The following is a 21,804-nucleotide window of genomic DNA, read 5'->3' as shown; positions in this document are numbered from 1 at the left end:
CAGAAATCTACGAAGGGCGCCAGCGCTCGTGCCGGGTCGCCGCAGGCTCGGTGACCAGCGACAACCGCGGCCGCGCCGCATCCGTACGACCGGCGGCCGGTGGACGCGAACCCGCCCGGAACTGCACCGGCCACTCCGCCCCCGCGTACCCCTGGGCGGCCGCGGCGTGCAGTGTCCACTGTGGATCGTAGAGGTGCGTGCGGCCCAGCGCGCACAGGTCCGCGCGGCCCGCGAGCAGGATCGAGTTCACGTCGTCGTACGACGAGATCGCGCCGACGGCGATCACCGTCAACCCCGTCTCCCGGCCCACCTCGTTCGCGATCCGGTCCGCATACGGCGTCTGGTACGAACGGCCGAACGCCGGGCGCTCGTCGCTCACCACCTGCCCCGTCGACACGTCGATCCCGTCCGCCCCCGCCGCCGCGAATGCCCGCGCGATCGCCACCGCGTCGTCCGCGTCCGTACCGCCCGGCGCCCAGTCCGTCGCCGACACCCGCACCGTCACCGGACGGTCCGCCGGCCAGACCGCGCGTACCGCGGCGAACACCTCCAGCGGAAAGCGGAGCCGGTGCGCCAGCGGCCCGCCGTACGCGTCGGTGCGGTGATTCGTCAGCGGCGACAGGAACGACGACAACAGGTACCCGTGCGCACAGTGCAGCTCCAGTACGTCGAAGCCGGCGTCCGCGGCCCGCCGCGCCGCCGCCACGAACTCCTCCCGGATCGCGCGCAACTCCGGCACCGTCAACTCGTGCGGCACCTGATTCCTTGCCGCGTAAGGGATCGGGGACGGTCCCACCACCGGCCAGTTGTCCTCCGGCAACGGTTCGTCGATGCCCTCCCACATCAGCCGCGTCGACCCCTTGCGGCCGGAATGGCCCAACTGCACACCGATCCGCGCCGTACTGTCCCGGTGCACGAAGTCCACGATCCGCCGCCACGCCGCGCCCTGCTCGTCGCTCCACAACCCCGCACAGCCCGGCGTGATCCGCCCCGACGGCGACACGCACACCATCTCCGTCATCACCAACGCCGCCCCGCCCAGCGCCTTCGACCCCAGATGCACCAGATGGAAATCGCCCGGCACGCCGTCCACCGCCGAGTACATGTCCATCGCCGACACCACGACGCGGTTCTTCAACACCAACCCGCCCAACCGGTACGGCTGGAACATCGGCGGCCGCACCACCGGCGGCCCCGGCGTCACGCCACGCGCCACCTCCGCCGTCGCGTACCACTCGGCACAGCGCGCCGCGAACTCCGGATCCCGCAGCCGAAGGTTGTCCAACGTCACCCGGCGCGACCGCGTCAGGATGTTGAACCCGAACCGCACCGGATCCTGCCCCGCGTACTGCCCGATCCGCTCGAACCACTCCAGACTCGCCTGCGCCGCCCGCTGCGTCGACTCCACCACCGGACGCCGCTCCGCCTCGTACGCGGCCAGCGCATCGTCCACAGTGGACTGTTCGGTGAGGGCGGCGGCCAGGGCCAGGGCGTCCTCCATGGCGAGCTTGGTACCGGAGCCGATGGAGAAATGCGCGGTGTGTGCGGCGTCGCCCAGCAGCACGATGTTGCCGTGGCGCCAGTTGGCACACCGTACGGTCGTGAACCGGATCCAGTGGGAACCGTTGCCGCGCAACGTTTTTCCGTTGAGCAGGGGGGTCAGGAGGGTTTGGCAGGCGGCTATGGAGGAGGTGTCGTTGGTGGGGTCGGGTGGGGTGGTGGTGGGGGGTGGGGTGAGGCGGTCGGATTGGGCGACTATCGATTGTTCAATTGTCGCTTTGTTCAACTGTTCAACTGTCTCATTGTTGAACAGTTCAACAGTTGAACAATCGATTCCTGACCTTGTCGCGCGCTCGCCAGCCCCAGCCCCAGCCCCAGCCTGGTCTCCCGCCCCAGCCCCAGCGTCGCCGTCCCCGGCCCTGCCCCCGGACTCCGACAACACGTCGAACCCGTGCCCCCGCCACACGTCCTCCGCCATCTCCACGATGAGCGTCGACGACGTCCGGTCGTACGGGTAGGCGTGCACCTGCACCACCCCGTGTGGTGTCTCGGCGATCCAGAACGTGAAGGCGTCGAACACCCGGTCGGTGCCGAGCCAGATGTACCGGCAGCTGCGCTCCTCGTTCTCGGGCCGGAAGGCGTCGGCGTGCGTCTCCCGCGTTGCGGAGTGCACCCCGTCGGCCGCAACCACCAGGTCGTACTCCGCGGCCAGCTCGGCCGCCGCCGGCGCCGCACCGCACACGATCCGTACGCCGAGGTGGTGGCAGCGTTCGCGGAGGATGTCGAGGAGCCGGACGCGCCCGAGGGCGGCGAACCCGTGCCCGCCGGAGGTGGTGACGGTGCCGCGGTAGTGCACGTCGATGTCGTCCCAGCGGGCGAACTCGGCGGCCATGGCCTGGTACACCTCGGGGTCGGCGTGTTCGATGCCGCCGAGTGTCTCGTCGGAGAAGACGACGCCGAAGCCGAAGGTGCGGCCGGCGGGGTTGCGCTCGTACAGGGTGATGTCGCGTCGGGGGTCGAGCCGTTTCGCCAGCGCCGCGAAGTACAGCCCGCCGGGTCCGCCTCCGATGACCGCGATCCGCACGTCCCGAGCGTATGACGATCCAGTGACGGCCGTCAACAGACCGCCAGATACGTGCGCCCGCACGAGACGCACGTACTTCCAGATGCACGAGATTTCCCGGGCCCACCGGACCGTCAGGCCGACGCGGCAACAAGACTCACCGATCGCCGGGCAGCAACAACCCCGGACCCGCCGGACCGGATGCACGGAACCGGCGGGACTCGCCGGACCGGTTGGTACGCAAGGCACCGGGCAGCCCGGTGGACGGAATCGTCCGGAATCAGCGGTTAGGGTGGCAGGGTGCGGATGACGCGTCGACGCTGGGCGATCGCCGTCGCGGCCGTGGCGGTACTGGCGTTGGCCGGGTGTGGCGGATGGTGGCTGGCGACGGACCACCACGGCGAGCGGGTGTCGGGGCCGTACGGCGGGTATCCGGGGACGGCGGGCACGCGCGCGGAGCTGGGCCGCTTCACCGGTCCGGTACGGCTGGTGGACGGTCTCGCCGTGGTGGGTGCGGGCAACCGGATCCGTACCGGGGGGAAGGCAGAGACGCTGCGTGCCGGGCTGGCGGCGGTCGATCTGCGTACCGGGTCGGCGTTCTGGACGTACCGGCGGGACGGGCACGACGTGCAGGCGTTCACGGTGTCGCGTGGCGCGGCGTACGTGCTGTGGGAGGACGGGCTGCTGGTGCGGCTCGACCTGCGTACGGCCCGTTCGGTGTGGCACCGGCAGCTGGACCACGTGACCAACGTCCACCTGCTGGGTACGGCCGGGGGCGGGTTGCTGGTGGTCGCCGAGCAGGCGCTCGTCGCGGTCGACCCGGCGGACGGCACCGTGCGCTGGCAGGTACGTCCCGGTCAGGAGTGCGTGTTCAACGCGCGGGCCGCGGCGCCGGCGCTGCGGGTGGTGGTGGTCGGCAGCGGTTCGACGAGTTCGGCGGGCGCGTGTCCGGGCCGGATCCGCGCGTACCGGCTGGACAGCGGGCGGGTGGCGTGGCAGCACGGGTCCGACCGGCTGGACGCGGTGGCCGGTCCGCTGGTGGCGACCGACGACACGACCGTCGTCGGTACGGACACGGTGTGGGACGCCGACTCGGGCCGCACGGTACGCACGTTGCGGGACGTGACCGACGGCAGCGGTACCGGGGGCGGGTTGCTGTTCCGCGCGGACGGGAACGGCCTCACCGCAACGGATCCGCGTACCGGGCGGCGGGTGTGGCGGCAGCCGGTGCCGGCCGGCCGGACGTTCACCGGGACTCCGGCGTACCTGGACGGCGGGCACGTGTGCGTCGTCGTCCGCACCACCGGCGGCGACACCGCCACGCTGCGCCTGACCTGCTATGCCCCGCGTACCGGGGAGGCGGCCGGCGGTACCGACGTGCCGGTGGTGGCGCCGGACGTGGATCCGGCGTCGCAGCGCCAGTTCCGGCGCCGCCCCGACGCGTACGTGAGCGACGCGACGCCGCGCACGGTCGCCGTCACCGAGACCGACCCGTACCTGATGGGGCTCGGCGCGGAACCGCCCGTCGTCGTGCTCCCGCGCCAGCCCTAGCGTGTCGGCGCAGCCGGCCAGCAACCTGTGCGGACACGCCCCAGCTCAGCCGGTACGGTCCGGGTCGCGCATGGCGGCGCGTTCGGCCGGGCCGGCGAGTTCGGTGACGTCGAGCGGGTCCTCGACGGTGACCGCCGCGGTCGGCGCCGCCGCCGGTACCGGGGTGGCACGGCGCCGGGACCGGCCGCGCCCGAGGTCGGTGAGCCGGGCCAGCAGCGGACCCGTGACCACGGTGATCATCACGTACGCGGTGGCCAGCGGTCCGATCTGTTTCTCGATCCCGGCCGCCACGGCCAGTCCGGCGATGACGATGGAGAACTCGCCGCGTGGCGTGAGCGCGAGCCCGGCCCGCCACCGGCCGCGTGGCGCGATCCCCGCGCGTTTCGCCGCGAGGTACCCGGTGGCCACCTTCGTCGCCATCGTCGCCACGGCGAGGCCGAGCGCGGGCAGGAGTACCGGGGGGATGGAACGCGGGTCGGTGTGCAGTCCGAAGAACACGAAGAACACCGCCGCGAACAGGTCGCGCAGCGGGCTGACCAGCTGCGACGCCCGTTCGGCGACCTCGCCGGACAGTGCGATGCCGACGAGGAACGCGCCGACCGCCGACGACACCTTCAGCCCCTGCGCGACGCCCGCCACCAGCAGCGTCAAGCCCAGCACCCCGAGCAGGAACGACTCGGCGTTCTTGGCGGAGACGATCGCCGAGATCACCCCGCCGTACTTCGTCGCGACGATGAGTACGGCGGTGATGGTGAGTACCGCGATGCCGAGGGTCAGCCCGCCCATGAGCAGGCCGGAGCCGGCCAGCAGCGCGGTGAGGATCGGCAGGTACAGGGCCATCGCGAGGTCCTCGGTGACGAGTACCGAGAGGATGGTGGGGGTTTCGCGGTTGCCGAGCCGGCCCAGGTCGGTGAGGACCTTCGCGATGACGCCGGACGACGAGACCCAGGTGATGCCGGCGAGTACGACGGCGGCGACGGGGCCCCAGCCGAGGATGAGCGCCAGCGCCGCGCCCGGCAGCGCGTTGAACAGCATGTCGATCAGGCCGGACGGCGCGTGTTTCCGCAGGTTGCCGACGAGTTCGTCGGCCGAGTACTCCAGACCGAGCATGACGAGCAGGAGGACGACGCCGATCTCGGAGCCGGCCTCGGTGAACTCCTGGCTCGCCGACAGCGGCAGCAGCCCACCGTGCCCGAACGCGAGCCCGGCGAGCAGGTAGAGGGGGATGGGGGTGAGGCCGATCCGCCGGGCGAACCGGCCGAGCAGGGCGAGCGCGAGGAGCAGGGCGCCGATCTCGGTCAGCAGTGCGGCTGTGTTCACGCGTTTACCCCGCCCTGCCCGGGGGCGCCGGGTGCGCCAGGATGTCGGTGACGCCGTCCACGCCCTCCCGCGTACCGACCACGACGACGAGGTCGCCGGCGGCGAACGTGAAGTCCGGGCCGGGCGACGGCAGCGCCTCACCGCGACGGAGTACGGCCACGATCGAGGCACCCGTACGCGTGCGGGCCTGGGTGTCGCCCAGCGGGCGGCCGACGAACGGCGAGCCCGGCCGTACCGGAACCTGCTCGATGACGAGCGCGCCGGACACCTGGTCGTGCAGTCCGGCGAGCTGGCTGAGCACCCGGGACGCGTCGAGGATCACGGCGAGGGCGTCGGCCTCGTCGTCGGTCAGCGGTACGGTGTCGCTGCTCTCGTCGGGATCGTCCGGGTCGTACACGATCAGGTCCCGTTGGCCCGACCGGTGCGTGATCACGCCGATCCGGCGGCCCGAGCTGGTCGCCAGGTCGTGCCGCACCCCGATCCCCGGCAGTACAGCCTTCTCGACCTTCACCCGCACCGTGCCCACCCCTCTGCGTACCCGTCGGTCATGTGAACCCGCACCTTACAAGCCGCACATGTGCGCAGCCGACAGGTCCGTGGACGGGTGGCGGGAGTCAGCGGGTGGCGCGGGCCCGGAGTTCGTGCCGCATGAGCTTGCCGGTGGACGTACGTGGAAGCGCCTCGACGAACACGACCGCCCGCGGGCACTTGTACGGGGCGATCCGCGCCTTGCAGAACGCCTTGAGGTCGTCCTCGCCGACGGTCGCGCCGGGGCGCAGCACCACGTACCCGACGACGCTCATGGTGCGGGCCGGGTCGGGCGTACCGACGACGCCGGCCTCCACCACGTCCGGGTGTTCCAGCAGCGCCTGCTCGACCTCCGGTCCGGCGATGTTGTACCCGGACGAGATGATCATGTCGTCGCTGCGCGCCTGGTACCAGAGGTAGCCGTCGCGGTCCCGGACGTAACTGTCCCCGGTGATGTTCCAGCCTCGCTGCACGTAGTCGGTCTGGCGCGGGTCGGCGAGGTAGCGGCAGCCGGTGGGTCCGCGTACGGCGAGCCGGCCGACCGTGTCGTCGGGCGCCTCGCCGCCGTCCTCGTCCAGCACCGTCGCCGTGTACCCGGGGACCGCGCGGCCGGTCGCGCCGGGCCGGATGTCGTCGCCGGCGGCGGACACGAAGATGTGCAGCATCTCGGTCGCGCCGATCCCGTCGATGATCCGTACCCCGGTGGCCTCGTGGAACGCCTGCCACGTGGCGCGCGGCAGCGGTTCGCCGGCGGACACGCAGCGGCGCAGCCCGCGCATCCCGCCGGCCGGCAGCGCCCCCACCATCGCCCGGTACGCCGTCGGCGCGGTGAACAGCCCGGTGGCGCCGCGCTCGACGACGGCGGAGAGCAGCGCGTCCGGCGACGGCTTCTCGATCATCAGCGTCGCGGCCCCGGCGTACAGGGGGAAGACGACGAGACCGCCGAGGCCGAACGTGAAGCCCAGCGGCGGCGACCCCGCGTACAGGTCGTCGGGGAGCGGCCGGAGTACGTGCCGCGCGAACGTGTCCGCGTTGGCGAGTACGTCCCGGTGGAAGTGCATGGTCGCCTTCGGTCGCCCCGTCGTACCGGAGGTGAAGGCGAGCAGCGCCACGTCGTCCGCCGCCGTGTCGCACGCCGGGAACGTGGTGTCCTTCGTCGCCGCCCGTTCCGTCAGCTCGCTCTGGGCGGACATCGGCGCGATGTCGGCGGCGGCCAGGTCCGCGGCGTACCGGTCGTCGACGAGGGAGTGGTCGATCCGCGCGATCTCCCCGACCGTACGCAGCTCGGCGGGGCGCAGCTGCGGCACCGTGGTGACGACGACGCACCCGGCGCGCAGCGTCGCGAGCCACGCGGCGACCAGCCACGGCGTGTTCGGCGCGCGGAGCAGTACCCGGTTGCCGGGCACCAGGCCGAGGTCGTCGACGAGTACGTGGGCGAGCTGGTTCGACCGCACCGCCAGCTCGGCGTACGACCAGGTCGTGGTGTCGGAGTGCAGGCAGGGCCGGTCCGGGCCGTACCGCGTGATCGTGTCGTCGAGCAGGGAAACGGCGCAGTTGAGCCGTTCCGGGTAGTGCAGCTCGGGCAGCGTGAAGCGGAACACCGGCCACTGGTCGGCCGGCGGCAGGTGGTCGCGGGTGAACGTGTCGAGGTGCGCGGATCGGGACAGCGGCATGGCGACTCCCCTGGGGTCGGGGTCGCCCGCCACGAGCCGACGCGCGGTCCCGCCTGCCGCCAGTATCGCGCCTTCGTGACGCCAGTCAATCCCCCGCAATACCCGTTCGTACTACTGTGGCCGCGTGAACGAGAGCGACGAGGGGCACGGGCTCACGCCGCGGGCCCTCATCGTCACGATCTACGGGCTGTACGCCCGGGAGGCCGGCGGCTTCCTGCCCGTCGCCGCGCTCGTCCGGCTCCTCGCCGAACTCTCCGTCGAGGAACCGGCCGTCCGCTCGGCCATCTCCCGGCTCAAACGCCGCGGCCTGCTCGAACCGCGCCGCGTCGCCGGCGCCGCCGGGTACGCGCTGTCCGACGCCGGCCGCGAGATCCTCCGCGAAGGCGACGAACGCATCTTCGCCCCGCCCGCCCCCGGCGGCCCCGACGGCTGGCTGCTCGCCGTCTTCTCCATCCCCGAAACCGAACGCCAGAAGCGCCACACCCTGCGCACCCGGCTCACCTGGCTCGGCTTCGGTACGGCCGCGCCCGGCGTCCGCGTCGCCCCCGCCCACCGGTACGACGCGACCGTCGCCGTCCTCCGCCGGCTCGGCCTGGAGTCCTATGTGGACCTGTTCCGGGCCGACTACCTCGCCTTCACCGACCTGCGTACCGCCATCGGCACGTGGTGGGACCTCCCCGGCCTCCGCACCCAGTACGACGAGTTCCTCGCCGGGTACCGGCCGGTGCTCGCCCGCTGGCGGCGCCGCGAACCGGACGCGCACCGCGCCGCCGCGTTCGCCGACTGGATCGAGGCGCTGACCGTGTGGCGGCGCCTGCCGTACCTGGATCCCGGGCTGCCGGCCGACCTGCTGCCGGCCCGCTGGCCGGGCGCCGCCGCCGCCGACCTGTTCGCCGCGCTCCGCGACCGCCTCGCCGCCCCGGCCCACGACCACGTCCACACCCTCATAACCCCCTGACCAGGGGTTTCGGTCAGGGGAGGACGGCTATGCCGTCGAGTTCGACGAGGGCGGTGTCGTCCCAGAGTCGGGTGACGCCGATCGCCGCCATCGCCGGGTACTCGCGGCCCGCGAGCCGCCGCCACACGGCGCCGATCTCCGTGGCGCGCGCCCGGTACCCGGGGATGTCGGTGAGGTAGCAGGTGACGCGGACGAGGTGGGCGGGGTCGCCGCCGGCGGCGTCGAGTGCGGCGAGCAGGTTGCCGAGGGCGCGTTCGAACTGGGCGACCACGTCCCCGTCGACGATGGCGCCGGTGGCGTCGAGCGCGGTCTGCCCGGCGAGGTACACGGTGGTGCGTCCGGTGGCGACCACCGCGTGCGAGAAGCCGCGCGCGGGGGCGAGCCCGGCCGGGTCGATGCGCCGGTTGTCAGCGGCCACCGTGGTCCCCTCTCGTCATGCCTTCCGGGTACGTGCCGAGTGCGGTGCGCCCGGCGACGAGTGCGCGTGCGGCCGCGTCGGCGCGGTCGACGGCCGTCCCGCCGCCGGGCCCGAATCCGCCCAGTAGAGCCATTGTGGCGTGGCCGTGTGCGGTGACGCCGACGGCGACGGCGAGCGCTTCGGCCCGGTCCCGGTCGCCGTCGGACAGGGCCAGGGCCGCGGCGAGGAACGCCTCCTTCAGCGGCCGGGTCGCCGCGTCCAGTTCCGGATACCGGGTGCGGTCGAGTTTCGCGCCGAACGCGGCGTCGAACAGCGGCCGGTGCGCCACCGCGAACCGCACGTACGCGCGGGAGATGGCGGCGAGTTCGGCGACCGGTCCGTCGGCGCCGGCGCGTTCGGTGTCGACGGCGGCGACGAGGACCTGGCAGGCGCGTACGCCGACGGCGGCGAGCAGCTCGTCCCGGTCGGCGAAGTGCCGGTACGGCGCGCTGACGGCGACGCCGAGGCGGCGGCTCGCCTCGGCGAGCGAGAACCCGGCGACGCCGCGCTCGGCGATCAGGTCGACGGCGGTGTCGACCAGCGCCGCCCGCAGGTCACCGTGGTGGTACCGCTGCTTCTTGGCGGGTGGTCGGCGCACGTCATCAGGCTAGCCGGCGGGAGATCGCGTCGATCCGGCCGACCTCGGCGTCGGTGAGCGTGACGCGCATCGCGCCGGCGAGTTCGGTGGCCTGCGCGGGCCGGGACGCGCCGGGGATCGCGACCACGGTGTCGCCGTAGTACGTGACGAGCCAGGCGAGCGCCACCTGCGCGACGGTCGCGTCGTGCGCTTCGGCCACGGTACGCAGCGCGTCGATGAGCGGTCGGGTGCGCGCCAGCCCGGCCGTGCCGTACGCCCCGCGGCCGGTCCACCGCCGCCCCTTCGGCACCGTCGCCACCTGCGCCGGATCGTCGTGGTACCGGCCGGTGAGGATGCCGCCGGCGAGCGGCGAGTACGCGATGAGGGTGACGCCGAGGCGCCGCGCCGTGTCGAGTACGCCGGAGTGTTCGATGCCGCGGTGCAGCAGGTTGATCTGCACCTGGTTCGACGCCAGCGGCACGCCCTCCGCGCGGAGCGTCTCGTACGCGGTGGTCATGCGGCGGGCGTTGAAGTTGCTGACGCCGACCGCCCGTACGGCCCCGGCGTGGTGCAGCGCCGCCATCGCCCGCAGCTGCGCCGGCACCGACGACAGGCTGCTGTACGGCTCGTGGATCTGGTACAGGTCGACGGGGTGGCCCTGGAGGTGGTCGAGCCGGTCGCCGATCGAGCGCCGGAGGTGCCCAGCGGTACGCCCGGTCGGCGTCCACTTCGTCGCGATCGTCGCCCCACCCGGCGGTACGCCACGGGCGGTGAGTGCGCTGGTCAGCGCCCGTTCGGAGTGTCCCCGGCCGTACCCCTCGGCGGTGTCGAACCAGGTCACGCCGGCGTCGAGGGCGGCGCCGACGACGGCGTCCACGGTCGGCTGGTCGATCGGCCGGGCGCCGAGCGACGCGAGCCGGCCGCTGCCGGCGAACTGGAGGCACCCCAGTCCGATCGGGCTGATCTCGATGTCCGTCGGCCCGAGCCGCCGTGCGTTCATCGCCGCTCCCATGTTAGTCACGTTCACAATGTGATTGACACTAACATCGACGCGCGACGCTGTCACGAGGTGCTCCGAGGGGTACCTAGGACTGGACGGCGCCGCCGTCGACGTTGATCGCCTGGCCGGTGACAGCGGCCGTACCGACGCAGAGCAGGACCGCGTCGGCCACCTCGTCGACCGTGACCAGCCGGCCGATCGGCTGCTTGCCGGCCAGCACCGCGCGCGCCTCCGCCGGCGTACGACCCGTGCGGGCGGCGATGGTCGCGACGCTGGCGTCCGTCATCGGCGTGTCCACGTACCCGGGGCACACGGCGTTCGCGGTGACGCCGGTGCCCGCCAGCTCCGCGGCCGTCGCCCGTACCAGGCCCAGCAGCCCGTGCTTGCTCGCCGTGTACGCCGCCAGGTACTTCTCGCCGTGCCGCGCGGCCACCGACGCCACCGCCACGATCCGCCCGTACCCGCCGGCGACCATGCCCGGCACGACCCGCCGTACACACCGGAACGGCGCGGTCAGGTTCAGCTCCAGCAGCCGCAGCCAGTCCTCGTCCGTCGTACGGGTCAGTGGCGCGGACATCGCCGCACCCGCGTTCGCCACCAGGATCTCGACCGGCCCCCACCGCTCCTCGACCGTGCCGACGATCCGTTCCACCGCCGCCGGATCCGTCAGATCCCCTTGTACGGCAAGGGTTTCGCCGACGCAGGCCGCCGCGGCCGGAGCCAGGTCGCCACGCGCCGTCAGCGCCACCCGGTGCCCCGCCGCCGACAGCCGGCGCGCGACCGCCGCCCCGATCCCCCGCCCGGCGCCCGTCACCAGCGCGATCCGCCCCGCCATGCGCGCAGGCTACCGCCGCGCCCCCGGTCCGGGCTTCCTTTGCTCTGCTCACCCATACGCATCGCGCCTGGTCTGGCATACCTGGACACATCATCGCGGCTGCACACGACAGGAATGCGCTGAGCACCTGTACGCACTGATGCGTACAGGTGCTCAGCGCAAAGGCGCGCCAGAAACCTCAGGCGGCCACCGGGTCCAGCGCCGGCTCGGCCTCGACCGCCTCGGTACGCCGGGCGCGCCGGTCCAGTACTCCGGAGAGGACGGCCAGGCCGAGCGCGCCGACGCCGACGAGCGCGCCGACCCACGCGGTCGAGGCGTACCCGAGGCCGCCGCCGATGACCAGCCCGCCCAGCCAGGGGCCGAGCGTGTTGCCGGTGTTGAACGCGGACACGTTGACCGAGGAGGCCAGCGTCGGCGCGGCGCCGGCGAGCGAGAACACCCGCCCGTTCATGGACGGCGCGCACGCCATCCCGGCCACGCCCATCAGGAACGCGAGGATCACGGCGGCCACCGCCGAGCCCGCGAACACCGCCAGGCCGCCGAGTACCAGGATCGTTGCGGTGACGGCGACGTAGAGGGTGCCGAGCTGGTGGCGGTCGGCGTACCGGCCGGCGAGGGTGATGCCGACCAGGTTGCCGAGCCCGAACAGCAGCAGTACGCCGGGGATCAGGCTCGCGGGCAGCCCGCTGGTACGCGTCAGCAGCGGCGTCAGGTAGCTGAACACCGCGATGAACCCGGTCTGTACCAGCGCGGTCGTGGCGAGCGCGAGCCACAGCCGGCCGCGCCGGAACGCGCTGAGTTCGGCCCGCAGGTCCGGCCGCTCGGACTCCACCGGGCCGCCGGCGAGCGCGTTCCGCCGACCGGGCACGACCAGGAGTACGCCCAGCAGGCCGATCGCCGCCATCCCGGCCACGACCAGGAACGCCGCGCGCCAGCCCAGGTGCTGCCCGATGAACGTGCCCAGCGGTACGCCGATGATGTTGGAGACGGTGAGGCCGCCGACCATCACGGCGAGCGCCCGGGTGTGCGCGCCGGCGGGCGCCAGCTTGACCGCGGTCGCCGCACCGACCGCCCAGAACGCCGCGGTCGCGAGCGCCGTCACCACCCGCGCGCCGAACAGCAGCGAGTACGTCGGGGCGAGCGCGGCGAGCGCGTTGCCGACGATGAACACGCCGAGCGCGCCGGCCAGCGTGACCTTGCGCGGCAGCTTGAGCGTGGCGGCGGCGAGGATCGGGGCGCCGACGAGCATGCCGATGGCGAAGCCGGAGATGAGCAGCCCGGCGGTCGGGATCGAGACGGACAGGTCGCCGGCGATCTCGGGTAACAGCCCGGAGATCACGAACTCGCTGGTACCGAGCGAGAAGACGCTCAGCGCGAGGATGTACACCGCAAGCGGCATCGGAGGTCCCCCAGTTGTGTACTGATCGGTCTAGTATTCGGGCGACGATGCCCGAGAGTCGTGAATCCGTTGTGGCGTAAGGGATGTCGTGACGTAAAGGGACCTACAGCGCGGCCATGGCCACCGCGACCACGTGCTCCATGGTGTCCCGGCCGGCGCCGCCGCGGCCCAGCACCCGCAGCCCGAGCATCGTCCCGTGTACGAAGTCCGTGAGGGCGTCGGCGGTCCGGTCGCGGGTGATCTCGCCGGCCGCCTGCCCGCACTCGATCACACAGCGCAGCTCGTCGCGCAGCGAGTCGAGGCCCCGGCGGGCGCCGGCGGCGAGGTCGTCGTCCACGCCACCCAGCTCGACCAGGGTGTTCACGGCGAAGCAGCCGCGTTCCTCGCCGGTCTCCTGGGCGAGCAGGGTGTCGAACACCGCGCGCAGCTTGTCGGCCGCCGCGCCGTCCTGCCGCAACGCCCCGACCAGATCCGCCGTACGGGTCTCGTCGTAGCGGGCGAGGGACCGCTCGTACAGCTCGCGTTTGCTGCCGAAGGTGTGGTAGATGCTGCTCCGGCAGAGCCCGGTGGCGTCGCAGAGGTCCTGGGTCGACGTGGCCTCGTAGCCCCGCTCCCAGAACGCGTGCATCGCCGCGTCGACCGCCTCGTCGACGTCGAACTCCTTGGGTCGTCCCACGTCGACGAACGCTAACAGTTCTAGACAGTGCGTTCCACTATTCCCGCCGCGACGATCATCACGCCCGCCGCGCGTACCGGGCGGTGCGGGTGGTGGCGGCCAGGCAGAGGGCGCCGGCGCTGGTGAGCCCGCCCGCGAAGCACACCGCCACCGACCCGACCGCCACCCCCGTCGGTACTCGGGGTCGGGCGCGGTGTGGCGCGTCGTACATGGGCGGATCGTACGCAGTGGCGGCACGGCTGGGTTGAGCGGAATAGACTCAACTCTTGCCGGGTTGAAGCGGATGGAATCCACGAGTCTGCTGCGGGGAGAGCATGAACGTCGAACGCCTGACCACCAAGAGCCGCGAGGTCATCGCCGCCGCGGTGTCGGCCGCCACCAGCAAGGGGCACGCCACCGTCGAGCCGTGGCACCTGCTGGACGCGCTGCTGTCGACCGAGGGGTCCACGGCGACCGCGCTGCTGCGGGCCGCCGGCGCCGACCCGGGCCGGGTGGAGAGCGCGACCGAGGCCGCGCTCAAGCGGCTGCCGGCCGCCGCCGGGTCGACCGTCGCCGAGCCGAACATCTCGCGCGAGGTCGTCAACACGATCAACGCCGCGGAGCAGATCGCCCGCCCGTTGGGCGACGAGTACGTGTCGACCGAGCACCTGATGGCCGCGTTGGCGCAGGTCGGCGGCGCGGTGGCGAGTGCGTTGAAGGACGCCGGCGCGACCGAGGAGAACCTGGTCGCCGCGTTCCCGGTGGTACGTGGTGGGGACCGGCGGGTGACGACGCCCGACCCGGAGCAGACGTACAAGGCGCTGGAGAAGTACGGGATCGACCTGACGGCGCGGGCGCGCGAGGGCAAGCTCGACCCGGTGATCGGCCGCGACGCCGAGGTACGCCGGGTCGTGCAGGTGCTGTCCCGGCGTACGAAGAACAACCCGGTGCTGATCGGTGAGCCCGGCGTCGGCAAGACGGCGATCGTCGAGGGCCTGGCGCAGCGGGTGGTGGCCGGTGACGTACCGGAGAGCCTGAAGAACAAGCGGATCGTGTCGCTGGACCTGGGCGCGATGGTGGCGGGCGCGCAGTACCGGGGGCAGTTCGAGGAGCGGCTGAAGTCGGTCCTGGAGGAGATCACCGGTTCCGAGGGCCAGATCATCACGTTCATCGACGAGCTGCACACGGTGGTCGGCGCGGGCAAGGCGGACGGCGCGATGGACGCCGGCAACATGCTCAAGCCGATGCTGGCGCGCGGCGAGCTGCGCATGGTGGGCGCCACGACGCTCGACGAGTACCGGGGGCACATCGAGAAGGACCCGGCGCTGGAGCGGCGGTTCCAGCCGGTGTTCGTGGGTGAGCCGAGCGTCGAGGACACCATCGGCATCCTGCGCGGCCTCAAGGAACGGTACGAGGTGCACCACGGCGTACGGATCACGGACGCCGCGCTGGTGGCCGCCGCCGCGCTGTCCGACCGGTACATCACGGACCGGTTCCTGCCGGACAAGGCGATCGACCTGGTCGACGAGTCCGCGTCCCGGCTGCGGATGGAGATCGACTCGCGGCCGGTCGAGGTGGACGAGATCGAGCGCGCCGTACGGCGGCTGGAGATCGAGGAGATGGCGCTGTCCAAGGAGGGCGACGACGCCTCCGCGCAGCGCCTGGAGAAGCTGCGCCGCGAGCTGGCCGACAAGCGCGAACAGCTCACCGCGCTGAACGAGCGCTGGCAGAACGAGAAGCAGCACATCACCGCGATCTCCGACACCAAGGAGGAACTGGACCAGATCAAGCGCGAGGCCGAGCTGGCCGAACGCGACGGGGAGCTGGGCCGCGCCTCCGAGCTGCGGTACGGGCGGATCCCGGAGCTGGAGAAGCAGCTCGCGGAGGCCGGCCAGGAGCTGGCCGAGCTGCAGGCCAAGGGCGCCATGCTGAACGAGGAGGTCAGCCCGGACGACATCGCCGACGTGGTGGCGTCGTGGACCGGTATCCCGGCCGGCCGCCTGATGGAGGGCGAGACGGCGAAGCTGCTGCGGATGGAGCAGGAGCTGGCGAAGCGGGTCGTCGGCCAGGCCGAGGCGGTCACCGCCATCTCCGACGCGGTACGCCGGGCCCGGTCCGGCATCGCCGACCCGAACCGTCCGACCGGTTCGTTCCTGTTCCTGGGGCCGACCGGGGTGGGCAAGACGGAGCTGGCGAAGGCGCTCGCCGACTTCCTGTTCGACGACGAGCGGGCGATGGTCCGCATCGACATGTCGGAGTACGGGGAGAAGCACTCGGTGGCGCGGCTCGTCGGCGCCCCGCCCGGCTACGTCGGGTACGAGGAGGGCGGCCAGCTCACCGAGGCCGTCCGCCGCCGGCCGTACTCGGTGGTCCTGCTGGACGAGGTGGAGAAGGCGCACCAGGACGTGTTCGACATCCTGTTGCAGGTGTTGGACGACGGGCGGTTGACCGACGGCCAGGGCCGTACGGTCGACTTCCGGAACACGATCCTGATCCTCACCTCCAACCTCGGTTCGCAGGTACTCGTCGAGCCGACGCTCACCGAGGAGGAGAAGAAGCAGGCCGTGCTGGGCCTGGTACGGGAGAGCTTCAAGCCGGAGTTCGTGAACCGGCTGGACGACGTGGTGGTGTTCCACGCGCTCGACACCACCGAGATGGAGTCCATTGTGGACATCCAGGTCGCCCGGCTGGCGAAGCGGCTGACCGACCGCCGGCTCACCCTGGACGTGTCGGACGACGCGCACAAGTGGCTGGCCGAGAACGGCTACGACCCGCTGTACGGTGCGCGCCCGGTGCGCCGGCTGATCCAGACGGCGATCGGCGACCAGCTCGCCCGGGAACTGCTGGCGGGCACCGTCCGCGACGGCGACACCGTCGTCGTACGGCGCGCCGAGGACGGCGCGGGCCTGGAGGTGACCAGCGCGTCGTGACCGGCGGCTGACCGTTGACGAACCGAGACGGGCCGGACCCCGCGTGGGGCCCGGCCCGTTTGCGTTCCTGCCGTAGGGTCCGGTGCTGACACCGACGGATACGGATCCAGGGGAGGCGTGGATGTACGGCGTTCCGTACGCGACGGGACCGGCACCGACGCCACCGGCCGGCAGGCCGACACCACTCCTCATCGGCATGGCCGGCACGTTCGTCACGATCCTCGCGACGCTGGCCGAGACCGCGTTCGAGGTGCTGATGTTCAACGACTTCAGTACCGGGATCAACGACTCGACGGGCACTGCGACCACCGCGCTCCGGCCGTACCTGATCACCACGATCCTGATGAACCTGCTGGTCTCCATCGGCCTCGGCATCGGCGCGGCGCTGCTGATGCGCCAGAAGAACGCGGGCCGCATCGTCCTCTGGTGTACCGGCGGCGTCTGCGTACTGGTGCGGTTGTGCTGCCTGTCCGGTCTCGGCATGTTCGGGCTGGTCGTCAACGAGCTGAACAACAGCGCCTCGTCGTCGCAGGACTCCATCGGCGACATCGCGCGCGGCTGGGTGGTCGCGGGCGCCGCCGTCTCCGGCAGCCTGGCGCTGATCGCCGTCGTCGCGGCGATGATCGCGATCATCATGCCGGCGGTCGGCCGCTGGATCCGCGGCGCCGCGTCGACCGCCCCGCAGGCCCCGGCCGCGCCGTACCGCCCGTACGGGTACTGAATCGGTACGGTGGGCCGGACGGTTTCGCCCGGCCCACCGTCCGGCGACCCCCACCGACCACGCGGAGGACACCCGCCATGACGTACCCCCCGATGCCGCCGTCGGCGATGCCACCGCCGCAGCAGCCCGGACCGGGCGAGCGGCCGACCACGGTCACCGCGGCCGGCGGCCTCCAGATGTTCACCGTGCTGCTGAGCCTGGTGACCGCGGCGCTGGCCCTGGTCGCGATGCCCAAGCTGACCGCGGCGTACGACACGGCCGGCGTCACCGACACCGGCACGTTCAAGTCGATCATGAAGGTCAGCCAGGTCGGCAGCATGGTGTTCTACATCCTGCTGGCGGTGCTGATCGTGTTCCTGGTGCTGGGCAACCTGCGCGGCAAGCAGGGCACCCGGATCGCCAGCTTCGTCGTCTCCGGGCTGTACGTGCTGTGCGGCATCTGCGGCGCGCTCGGCACCGCCACCGGCGCCGGCACCTCCGGCGGCGTCGACATCTACGCCGCGATCCCCTGGTACCGCTGGATCTCGCTGCTGCTGACGATCCTGTTGCTGCTCGCGCACGGCGGCGTCATCGTGCTGCTCGCGCTGAAGCCGTCGACCGAGTTCTTCACCCGCAACAAGGCCGCCGCCCAGCAGCCGCCCGTACCGCCGGCGCAGCAGTACCCGCCGTACCCCGGCGCGTTCTGACGTACCGGGTGGTCGCGGGCCGGTGGTGACCGCGACCGCCCGCGCCCGCGACCTGGCCGGGTGACCCGGATGGCGTCGCGGGTCGGCGGTGAGCCATCATGGCGGTCTCCCGGGAGGTGGCCCACATGCCCACTGCACTCGTCACCGGAGCGACCGCCGGGATCGGCGCGGCGTTCGCCCGCAGGCTGGCCCTCGCGCGCTACGACCTGGTCCTCGTCGCCCGCGGTGCCGACCGGTTGTCCGACACCGCGGCCGAGCTGGCCGACCGGTGGACGGTCGCGGTCGAGACGATTCCGGCGGACCTGTCGACCGCCGAGGGGTGCGCCGCGGTGGAGGCCCGGCTCGCCGACGCGGACCGCCCGGTCGACATGCTCGTCAACAACGCCGGCATCTCGCTGCACCGGCCGTTCCCCAGGAACACCGCCGACGACGAGGAACGCCTGCTGCGGCTGAACGTCGTCGCGGTGATGCGGCTGACGCACGCCGCGCTCGGGGTGATGACGCAGCGCGGCCGCGGCGCGATCGTGAACGTGTCGTCGGTGGCCGGGTTCGGTTCGGTCATGCCGGGCTCGACGTACCCGGCGAGCAAGGCGTGGGTGACGAACTTCAGCGACTCGGTCGGCCAGTTGGCGCGGCGGCACGGCGTGAAGGTGATGGCGCTGTGTCCCGGGTTCACGCATTCCGAGTTCCATGACAACGCCGGTATCGACATGGGCGAGATGCCCGCTTTCCTGTGGCTGGACGCCGATCAGGTCGTCGCCGCGGGGCTGCGGGACCTGCGCCGCGGCAAGCTCGTCAGCGTGCCGACCGTCCGGTACAAGGTGGCGTCGGCGGCGCTCGCCCACCTGCCGCGCGCCGTCCTGCACCGGGTACCGAGCATGGGCGGCTCGCGTACCCGGGAGTGACGGTGGACGCCGGGGTCGCGGGCTCTAGGCTGGGCCCGTGTCCGATCGGGAGAACCTGCTCCAGTTGATCAAGGACCTGGCCGTCGTGCACGGCCGGGTCGTCCTGTCCAGCGGGCGGGAGGCCGACTACTACGTCGACCTGCGCCGGGTGACGCTGCACCACGCGGCGGCCCCGCTGGTCGGCCGGGTGATGCTCGACCTCACCGCCGACCTCGGGTACGAGGCGGTCGGTGGGCTGACGCTCGGCGCCGACCCGGTCGCCACCGCCGTACTGCACGCGGGAGCGGCGCGGCAGCACGGGCTGGACGCGTTCGTGGTGCGCAAGCAGGGCAAGGCGCACGGCCTCCAGCGCCGTATCGAGGGCCCCGACGTGACCGGCCGCCGGGTGCTCGCGGTCGAGGACACGTCGACCACCGGCGGCAGCGTGCTCGACGCGGTCGAGGCGCTGCGCGAGGCGGGCGCGGATGTCGTCGGCGTGGCCGTGGTGGTCGACCGCGGCGCGGGCGAGGCGGTACGTGCCGCGGGGCTGGAGTACCGGGCGGCGTACTCGCTGGCCGACCTCGGCCTCTCCTGACCCTCCTAACCCGCCGGGCGTACGCCGGGGTCGACGGTGAGGGTGCCGGCGTCGGCGTCGAGTACCGCCCGGGTACCCAGCGGCACGGTGTGCCGGACGTCGCCGTGCCCGACCGGCAGCCCGCCCAGCACCGGTACGCCCAGGTCGTGCAGCCGTTCGGCGAGGACGTCGAGCACGGTCGGGTCGGTGCCGTCGCAGTCGGTGAACTGGCCGACCGCGACGCCGGCGACCTTGGCCAGCGCCCCCGCGCGGTGCAGGTGCGTCAGCATCCGGTCCACCTTGTACGGCTGCTCGGCGATGTCCTCGACGAGCAGTACGGCGCCGTCGGTGTCGGGCGCGTCCGGAGTACCGAGGGATGCGGTGAGCATGGCGAGGTTGCCGCCGGTGAGCCGCCCGGCGACCCGCCCGGAGGTGGTGACCGCGCGGGTCGGCTCGTCGTCGCTGGCGCGGACGACCACGGGCGCCGGCTCGAACAGCGCGGCGCGCAGGGACGCGACGGTCGCCGGATCCGGCGCGATACGCAGCGCGAAAGCCGGACCGTGCAGCGTGGCCAGCCGTGCCGTGCGCCACAGCGCCAGGTGCAGCGCGGTGATGTCGGAGAAGCCGAGCACGATCGTCGGATCGTCGCGTACGGACGACGGGTCCAGTCCGTCCACGATCCGCTGCACGCCGTAGCCGCCGCGGGTGCAGAGTACGGCGCGGACGGCCGGGTCGCGCAGGGCGGCGTGCAGATCCGCCAACCGGTCCGCGTCGCTGCCCGCCAGGTACCCCTCCCGGTCGTACGCGTGTGCGCCGAGCGTGACGGTCAGCCCCCAGCTGCGCAGCAGGTCGATGCCCGGCGTGACGTGTTCGGGACGCACCGGCCCCGACGGCGACACGAGTACGACCTGGTCGCCTGGGCGGAGTGCGGGGGGCAACAGCGGTGCCGAGTCGATGCTCACCCGGACAGCGTAGAGATGGCGCGCGGTTGGCCGTTACCTACCGCAGTCAGCGGCGTTAAGGCTATAGGTACCGGCAAATATTCATGATGCTGAATGTCCAGGGGGGATGAAGGCACGTGACCGCAGTGCTGACGACGACCGAAGCGACCGCCCGCTCGCCGCTGACCGGTGAGCCGCTCGCCGCGGCCGAGGCCGACCGGCTGGCGGGTCTGCTCAAGGCGCTGGCCGACCCGGCTCGGCTCCGGCTGCTCAGCCTGATCCAGTCCGCGCCGCGGCGCGAGGCGTGCGTGTGCGACCTGATCGGCCCGCTCGGCCTGAGCCAGCCGACGGTCAGCCACCACCTGCGGGTCCTCACCGAGGCCGGCCTGCTGGAGCGCGAGAAGCGCGGCGTCTGGGCGTACTACCGGATCGTTCCGCCGACGCTGGCCGCCGTGGCCAGCCTGATCGCGCCGCCGCGCCGGCGCCGCGCGTCCCGGGCGTCCTGACCGGGACCACGGGTCGCACCCGGGGCCGCCGCGGGGGCGCGGGCGGTCACCGGGCGACGGCGACGAGGATGCCGACGAGCATCGCGAGTACGCCGACCGCCGCCACGGCCACGAGGACCAGGACGACGGGCAGGACCCGGCCGCCGGAGGTCGGGCGCCGCCGGGGTGCCGCGTTCGCGGGGGCGATCGGCCGCGGCGCCGCCGTGTACGCCGGGCCCTGGTAGGGCGGCATCGCCGGCCGGTGGCCCGTCGGTTCGATCCGCGGCAGCTGCCCGGTCTGGTGCGTCGGCAACGGCCCGGTCTGGTGCGTGGGGAGCGGCCCGGTCTGCTGCGTACGCGGCAGCTGGCCCGTCTGGTGCGTACGCGGGAGTTGCCCGGTCTGGTGTGGCCGGGGCAGCTGGCCGGTGTGGTGCGTCGGCGGCTCGACCCGCGGATGCTGCGCCGTCGGCGCCTCCGCGATGCGGGGGATCTGCCCGGTGTGCGGCCCCGCCGCCCGTACGGGAGGCCGACCGTGCGGTGGTCCCGGTGGCCGGCCCGCCGGACCGGAGCGCGGCGCCGGCCCGGCCGGTACGCGGGGGATCGGTCCGGTGTCGGTGATCTTGGGGATGTTGCCGGTGTGCCGGCCGGGCGCGGGCGGCCGTACGGCGGAGACGAGCCGGTCGAACAGTCGCCGTACGCCCGGGGCGGTCGGCGAGTCGAGGCTGGCGATCCACGGCTGGTCGGCGGTCAGTTCCGCGCCGACGAACTCGTCCGGGCCGGGGCCGGTCGCGCGGGCCCACTCGTACGCCTCGGTGAAGACGGCGCGCAGGGCCCGGTCCTCGGCGGCGGACGGGCCCATGGTCAGGATGGTGACGGCCCGGCCCTCGTCGTCCGCGCCCCGGCAGATCTCGAACGCGCCGTGCACCCGCACGGTGGTCACACCACGGAACGGACCGACGTCGCGCCCGGTCGGCTCGGTGGGTGGCATCGGACTCTCCGGCGGTTCGGAGGCTGCGGGGCGGTCTGACGTTGAGATTATGGCGCGCAGACGGCCTCAGGACTGGCCC

General features: G+C 72.8%; 21 protein-coding genes. 8 read left to right on the top strand and 13 right to left on the bottom strand.

Features of this window, described 5'->3' with window-relative positions:
• Positions 1 to 7: 7 nt before the first annotated feature.
• Positions 8 to 2,584 carry an oxidoreductase gene (locus tag Aru02nite_RS24370; protein WP_239076915.1) on the bottom strand — a complete coding sequence of 859 codons (2,577 nt, stop codon included), beginning with the start codon at positions 2,582 to 2,584 and terminating at the stop codon, positions 8 to 10.
• Between the two features lie 285 nt (positions 2,585 to 2,869).
• On the opposite strand from Aru02nite_RS24370, the gene Aru02nite_RS24365 reads away from it, so the two are divergent.
• Complete coding sequence (locus tag Aru02nite_RS24365; protein WP_203661585.1) at positions 2,870 to 4,114, top strand: outer membrane protein assembly factor BamB family protein; 1,245 nt, start codon at positions 2,870 to 2,872, stop codon at positions 4,112 to 4,114.
• Between the two features lie 45 nt (positions 4,115 to 4,159).
• On the opposite strand, the gene Aru02nite_RS24360 is transcribed toward Aru02nite_RS24365, so the two are convergent.
• The 3 genes from Aru02nite_RS24360 to Aru02nite_RS24350 all read right to left on the bottom strand — a co-directional run bounded on the left by Aru02nite_RS24360 (position 4,160) and on the right by Aru02nite_RS24350 (position 7,635).
• Complete coding sequence (locus Aru02nite_RS24360) at positions 4,160 to 5,434, bottom strand: cation:proton antiporter (protein WP_203661583.1); 1,275 nt, start codon at positions 5,432 to 5,434, stop codon at positions 4,160 to 4,162.
• Between the two features lie 4 nt (positions 5,435 to 5,438).
• A complete protein-coding gene (locus tag Aru02nite_RS24355; protein ID WP_203661581.1) occupies positions 5,439 to 5,951 on the bottom strand; it encodes a cation:proton antiporter regulatory subunit in 513 nt (170 codons plus the stop codon).
• A 97-nt stretch (positions 5,952 to 6,048) separates the two neighbouring features.
• Positions 6,049 to 7,635 (bottom strand): AMP-binding protein, encoded by a 1,587-nt coding sequence (locus Aru02nite_RS24350; protein WP_203661580.1) that lies wholly within the window; start codon positions 7,633 to 7,635, stop codon positions 6,049 to 6,051.
• Positions 7,636 to 7,759: 124 nt separating this feature from the next.
• Here Aru02nite_RS24350 and Aru02nite_RS24345 point away from each other — a divergent pair, with 124 nt between their 5' ends.
• On the top strand, positions 7,760 to 8,593 hold the full coding sequence (locus Aru02nite_RS24345) for a PaaX family transcriptional regulator (protein ID WP_203661578.1): 834 nt from the start codon (positions 7,760 to 7,762) through the stop codon (positions 8,591 to 8,593).
• A gap of 13 nt (positions 8,594 to 8,606) precedes the next feature.
• Here the strand turns inward: Aru02nite_RS24345 and Aru02nite_RS24340 are convergent, their stop codons facing one another.
• The 7 genes from Aru02nite_RS24340 to Aru02nite_RS24310 all read right to left on the bottom strand — a co-directional run bounded on the left by Aru02nite_RS24340 (position 8,607) and on the right by Aru02nite_RS24310 (position 13,748).
• The gene (locus Aru02nite_RS24340; RefSeq protein WP_203661576.1) at positions 8,607 to 9,011 is read right to left on the bottom strand and encodes a RidA family protein; all 405 of its coding nucleotides are present in this window, start codon (positions 9,009 to 9,011) and stop codon (positions 8,607 to 8,609) included.
• The gene (locus tag Aru02nite_RS24335) at positions 9,001 to 9,648 is read right to left on the bottom strand and encodes a TetR/AcrR family transcriptional regulator (RefSeq protein WP_203661575.1); all 648 of its coding nucleotides are present in this window, start codon (positions 9,646 to 9,648) and stop codon (positions 9,001 to 9,003) included. Before Aru02nite_RS24335 ends, Aru02nite_RS24340 begins: the two co-directional genes overlap by 11 nt.
• Before the next feature lie 4 nt (positions 9,649 to 9,652).
• On the bottom strand, positions 9,653 to 10,627 hold the full coding sequence (locus Aru02nite_RS24330) for an aldo/keto reductase (protein WP_203661573.1): 975 nt from the start codon (positions 10,625 to 10,627) through the stop codon (positions 9,653 to 9,655).
• An 85-nt stretch (positions 10,628 to 10,712) separates the two neighbouring features.
• Positions 10,713 to 11,462 (bottom strand): SDR family NAD(P)-dependent oxidoreductase, encoded by a 750-nt coding sequence (locus Aru02nite_RS24325; protein WP_203661571.1) that lies wholly within the window; start codon positions 11,460 to 11,462, stop codon positions 10,713 to 10,715.
• A gap of 178 nt (positions 11,463 to 11,640) precedes the next feature.
• Positions 11,641 to 12,861 (bottom strand): Cmx/CmrA family chloramphenicol efflux MFS transporter, encoded by a 1,221-nt coding sequence (locus tag Aru02nite_RS24320; protein ID WP_203661569.1) that lies wholly within the window; start codon positions 12,859 to 12,861, stop codon positions 11,641 to 11,643.
• 103 nt (positions 12,862 to 12,964) lie between these two features.
• Positions 12,965 to 13,537 (bottom strand): TetR/AcrR family transcriptional regulator, encoded by a 573-nt coding sequence (locus Aru02nite_RS24315; protein ID WP_203661567.1) that lies wholly within the window; start codon positions 13,535 to 13,537, stop codon positions 12,965 to 12,967.
• A gap of 58 nt (positions 13,538 to 13,595) precedes the next feature.
• Positions 13,596 to 13,748 (bottom strand): hypothetical protein, encoded by a 153-nt coding sequence (locus Aru02nite_RS24310; protein ID WP_203661565.1) that lies wholly within the window; start codon positions 13,746 to 13,748, stop codon positions 13,596 to 13,598.
• 103 nt (positions 13,749 to 13,851) lie between these two features.
• Here Aru02nite_RS24310 and clpB point away from each other — a divergent pair, with 103 nt between their 5' ends.
• From clpB to pyrE, 5 genes are all read left to right on the top strand, one after another.
• Positions 13,852 to 16,446: an ATP-dependent chaperone ClpB gene (clpB, locus tag Aru02nite_RS24305; protein ID WP_203661563.1), complete on the top strand. Its 2,595-nt coding sequence runs from the start codon at positions 13,852 to 13,854 to the stop codon at positions 16,444 to 16,446.
• Between the two features lie 121 nt (positions 16,447 to 16,567).
• Positions 16,568 to 17,167: a hypothetical protein gene (locus tag Aru02nite_RS24300; RefSeq protein WP_203661561.1), complete on the top strand. Its 600-nt coding sequence runs from the start codon at positions 16,568 to 16,570 to the stop codon at positions 17,165 to 17,167.
• 77 nt (positions 17,168 to 17,244) lie between these two features.
• Positions 17,245 to 17,853 (top strand): hypothetical protein, encoded by a 609-nt coding sequence (locus Aru02nite_RS24295; protein ID WP_203661559.1) that lies wholly within the window; start codon positions 17,245 to 17,247, stop codon positions 17,851 to 17,853.
• 125 nt (positions 17,854 to 17,978) lie between these two features.
• Complete coding sequence (locus Aru02nite_RS24290) at positions 17,979 to 18,758, top strand: SDR family NAD(P)-dependent oxidoreductase (protein ID WP_203661557.1); 780 nt, start codon at positions 17,979 to 17,981, stop codon at positions 18,756 to 18,758.
• A gap of 37 nt (positions 18,759 to 18,795) precedes the next feature.
• Positions 18,796 to 19,332, top strand: a complete 537-nt coding sequence (pyrE, locus tag Aru02nite_RS24285; RefSeq protein ID WP_203661555.1) for an orotate phosphoribosyltransferase — start codon at positions 18,796 to 18,798, stop codon at positions 19,330 to 19,332.
• 5 nt (positions 19,333 to 19,337) lie between these two features.
• Here pyrE and Aru02nite_RS24280 read toward each other — a convergent pair whose 3' ends face one another.
• The gene (locus Aru02nite_RS24280) at positions 19,338 to 20,273 is read right to left on the bottom strand and encodes a S66 peptidase family protein (protein ID WP_203661553.1); all 936 of its coding nucleotides are present in this window, start codon (positions 20,271 to 20,273) and stop codon (positions 19,338 to 19,340) included.
• 125 nt (positions 20,274 to 20,398) lie between these two features.
• On the opposite strand from Aru02nite_RS24280, the gene Aru02nite_RS24275 reads away from it, so the two are divergent.
• Positions 20,399 to 20,758 carry an ArsR/SmtB family transcription factor gene (locus Aru02nite_RS24275; RefSeq protein WP_203661673.1) on the top strand — a complete coding sequence of 120 codons (360 nt, stop codon included), beginning with the start codon at positions 20,399 to 20,401 and terminating at the stop codon, positions 20,756 to 20,758.
• 46 nt (positions 20,759 to 20,804) lie between these two features.
• Here Aru02nite_RS24275 and Aru02nite_RS24270 read toward each other — a convergent pair whose 3' ends face one another.
• A complete protein-coding gene (locus tag Aru02nite_RS24270) occupies positions 20,805 to 21,725 on the bottom strand; it encodes a hypothetical protein (RefSeq protein ID WP_203661551.1) in 921 nt (306 codons plus the stop codon).
• Between the last annotated feature and the right edge of the window lie 79 nt (positions 21,726 to 21,804).

It is taken from the genome of Actinocatenispora rupis (assembly GCF_016861975.1).
In the GTDB taxonomy this organism is placed as follows: domain Bacteria; phylum Actinomycetota; class Actinomycetes; order Mycobacteriales; family Micromonosporaceae; genus Actinocatenispora; species Actinocatenispora rupis.
Note: the sequence above shows the minus strand (reverse complement) of the source record. Positions and strands in the feature narration are given on the sequence as shown.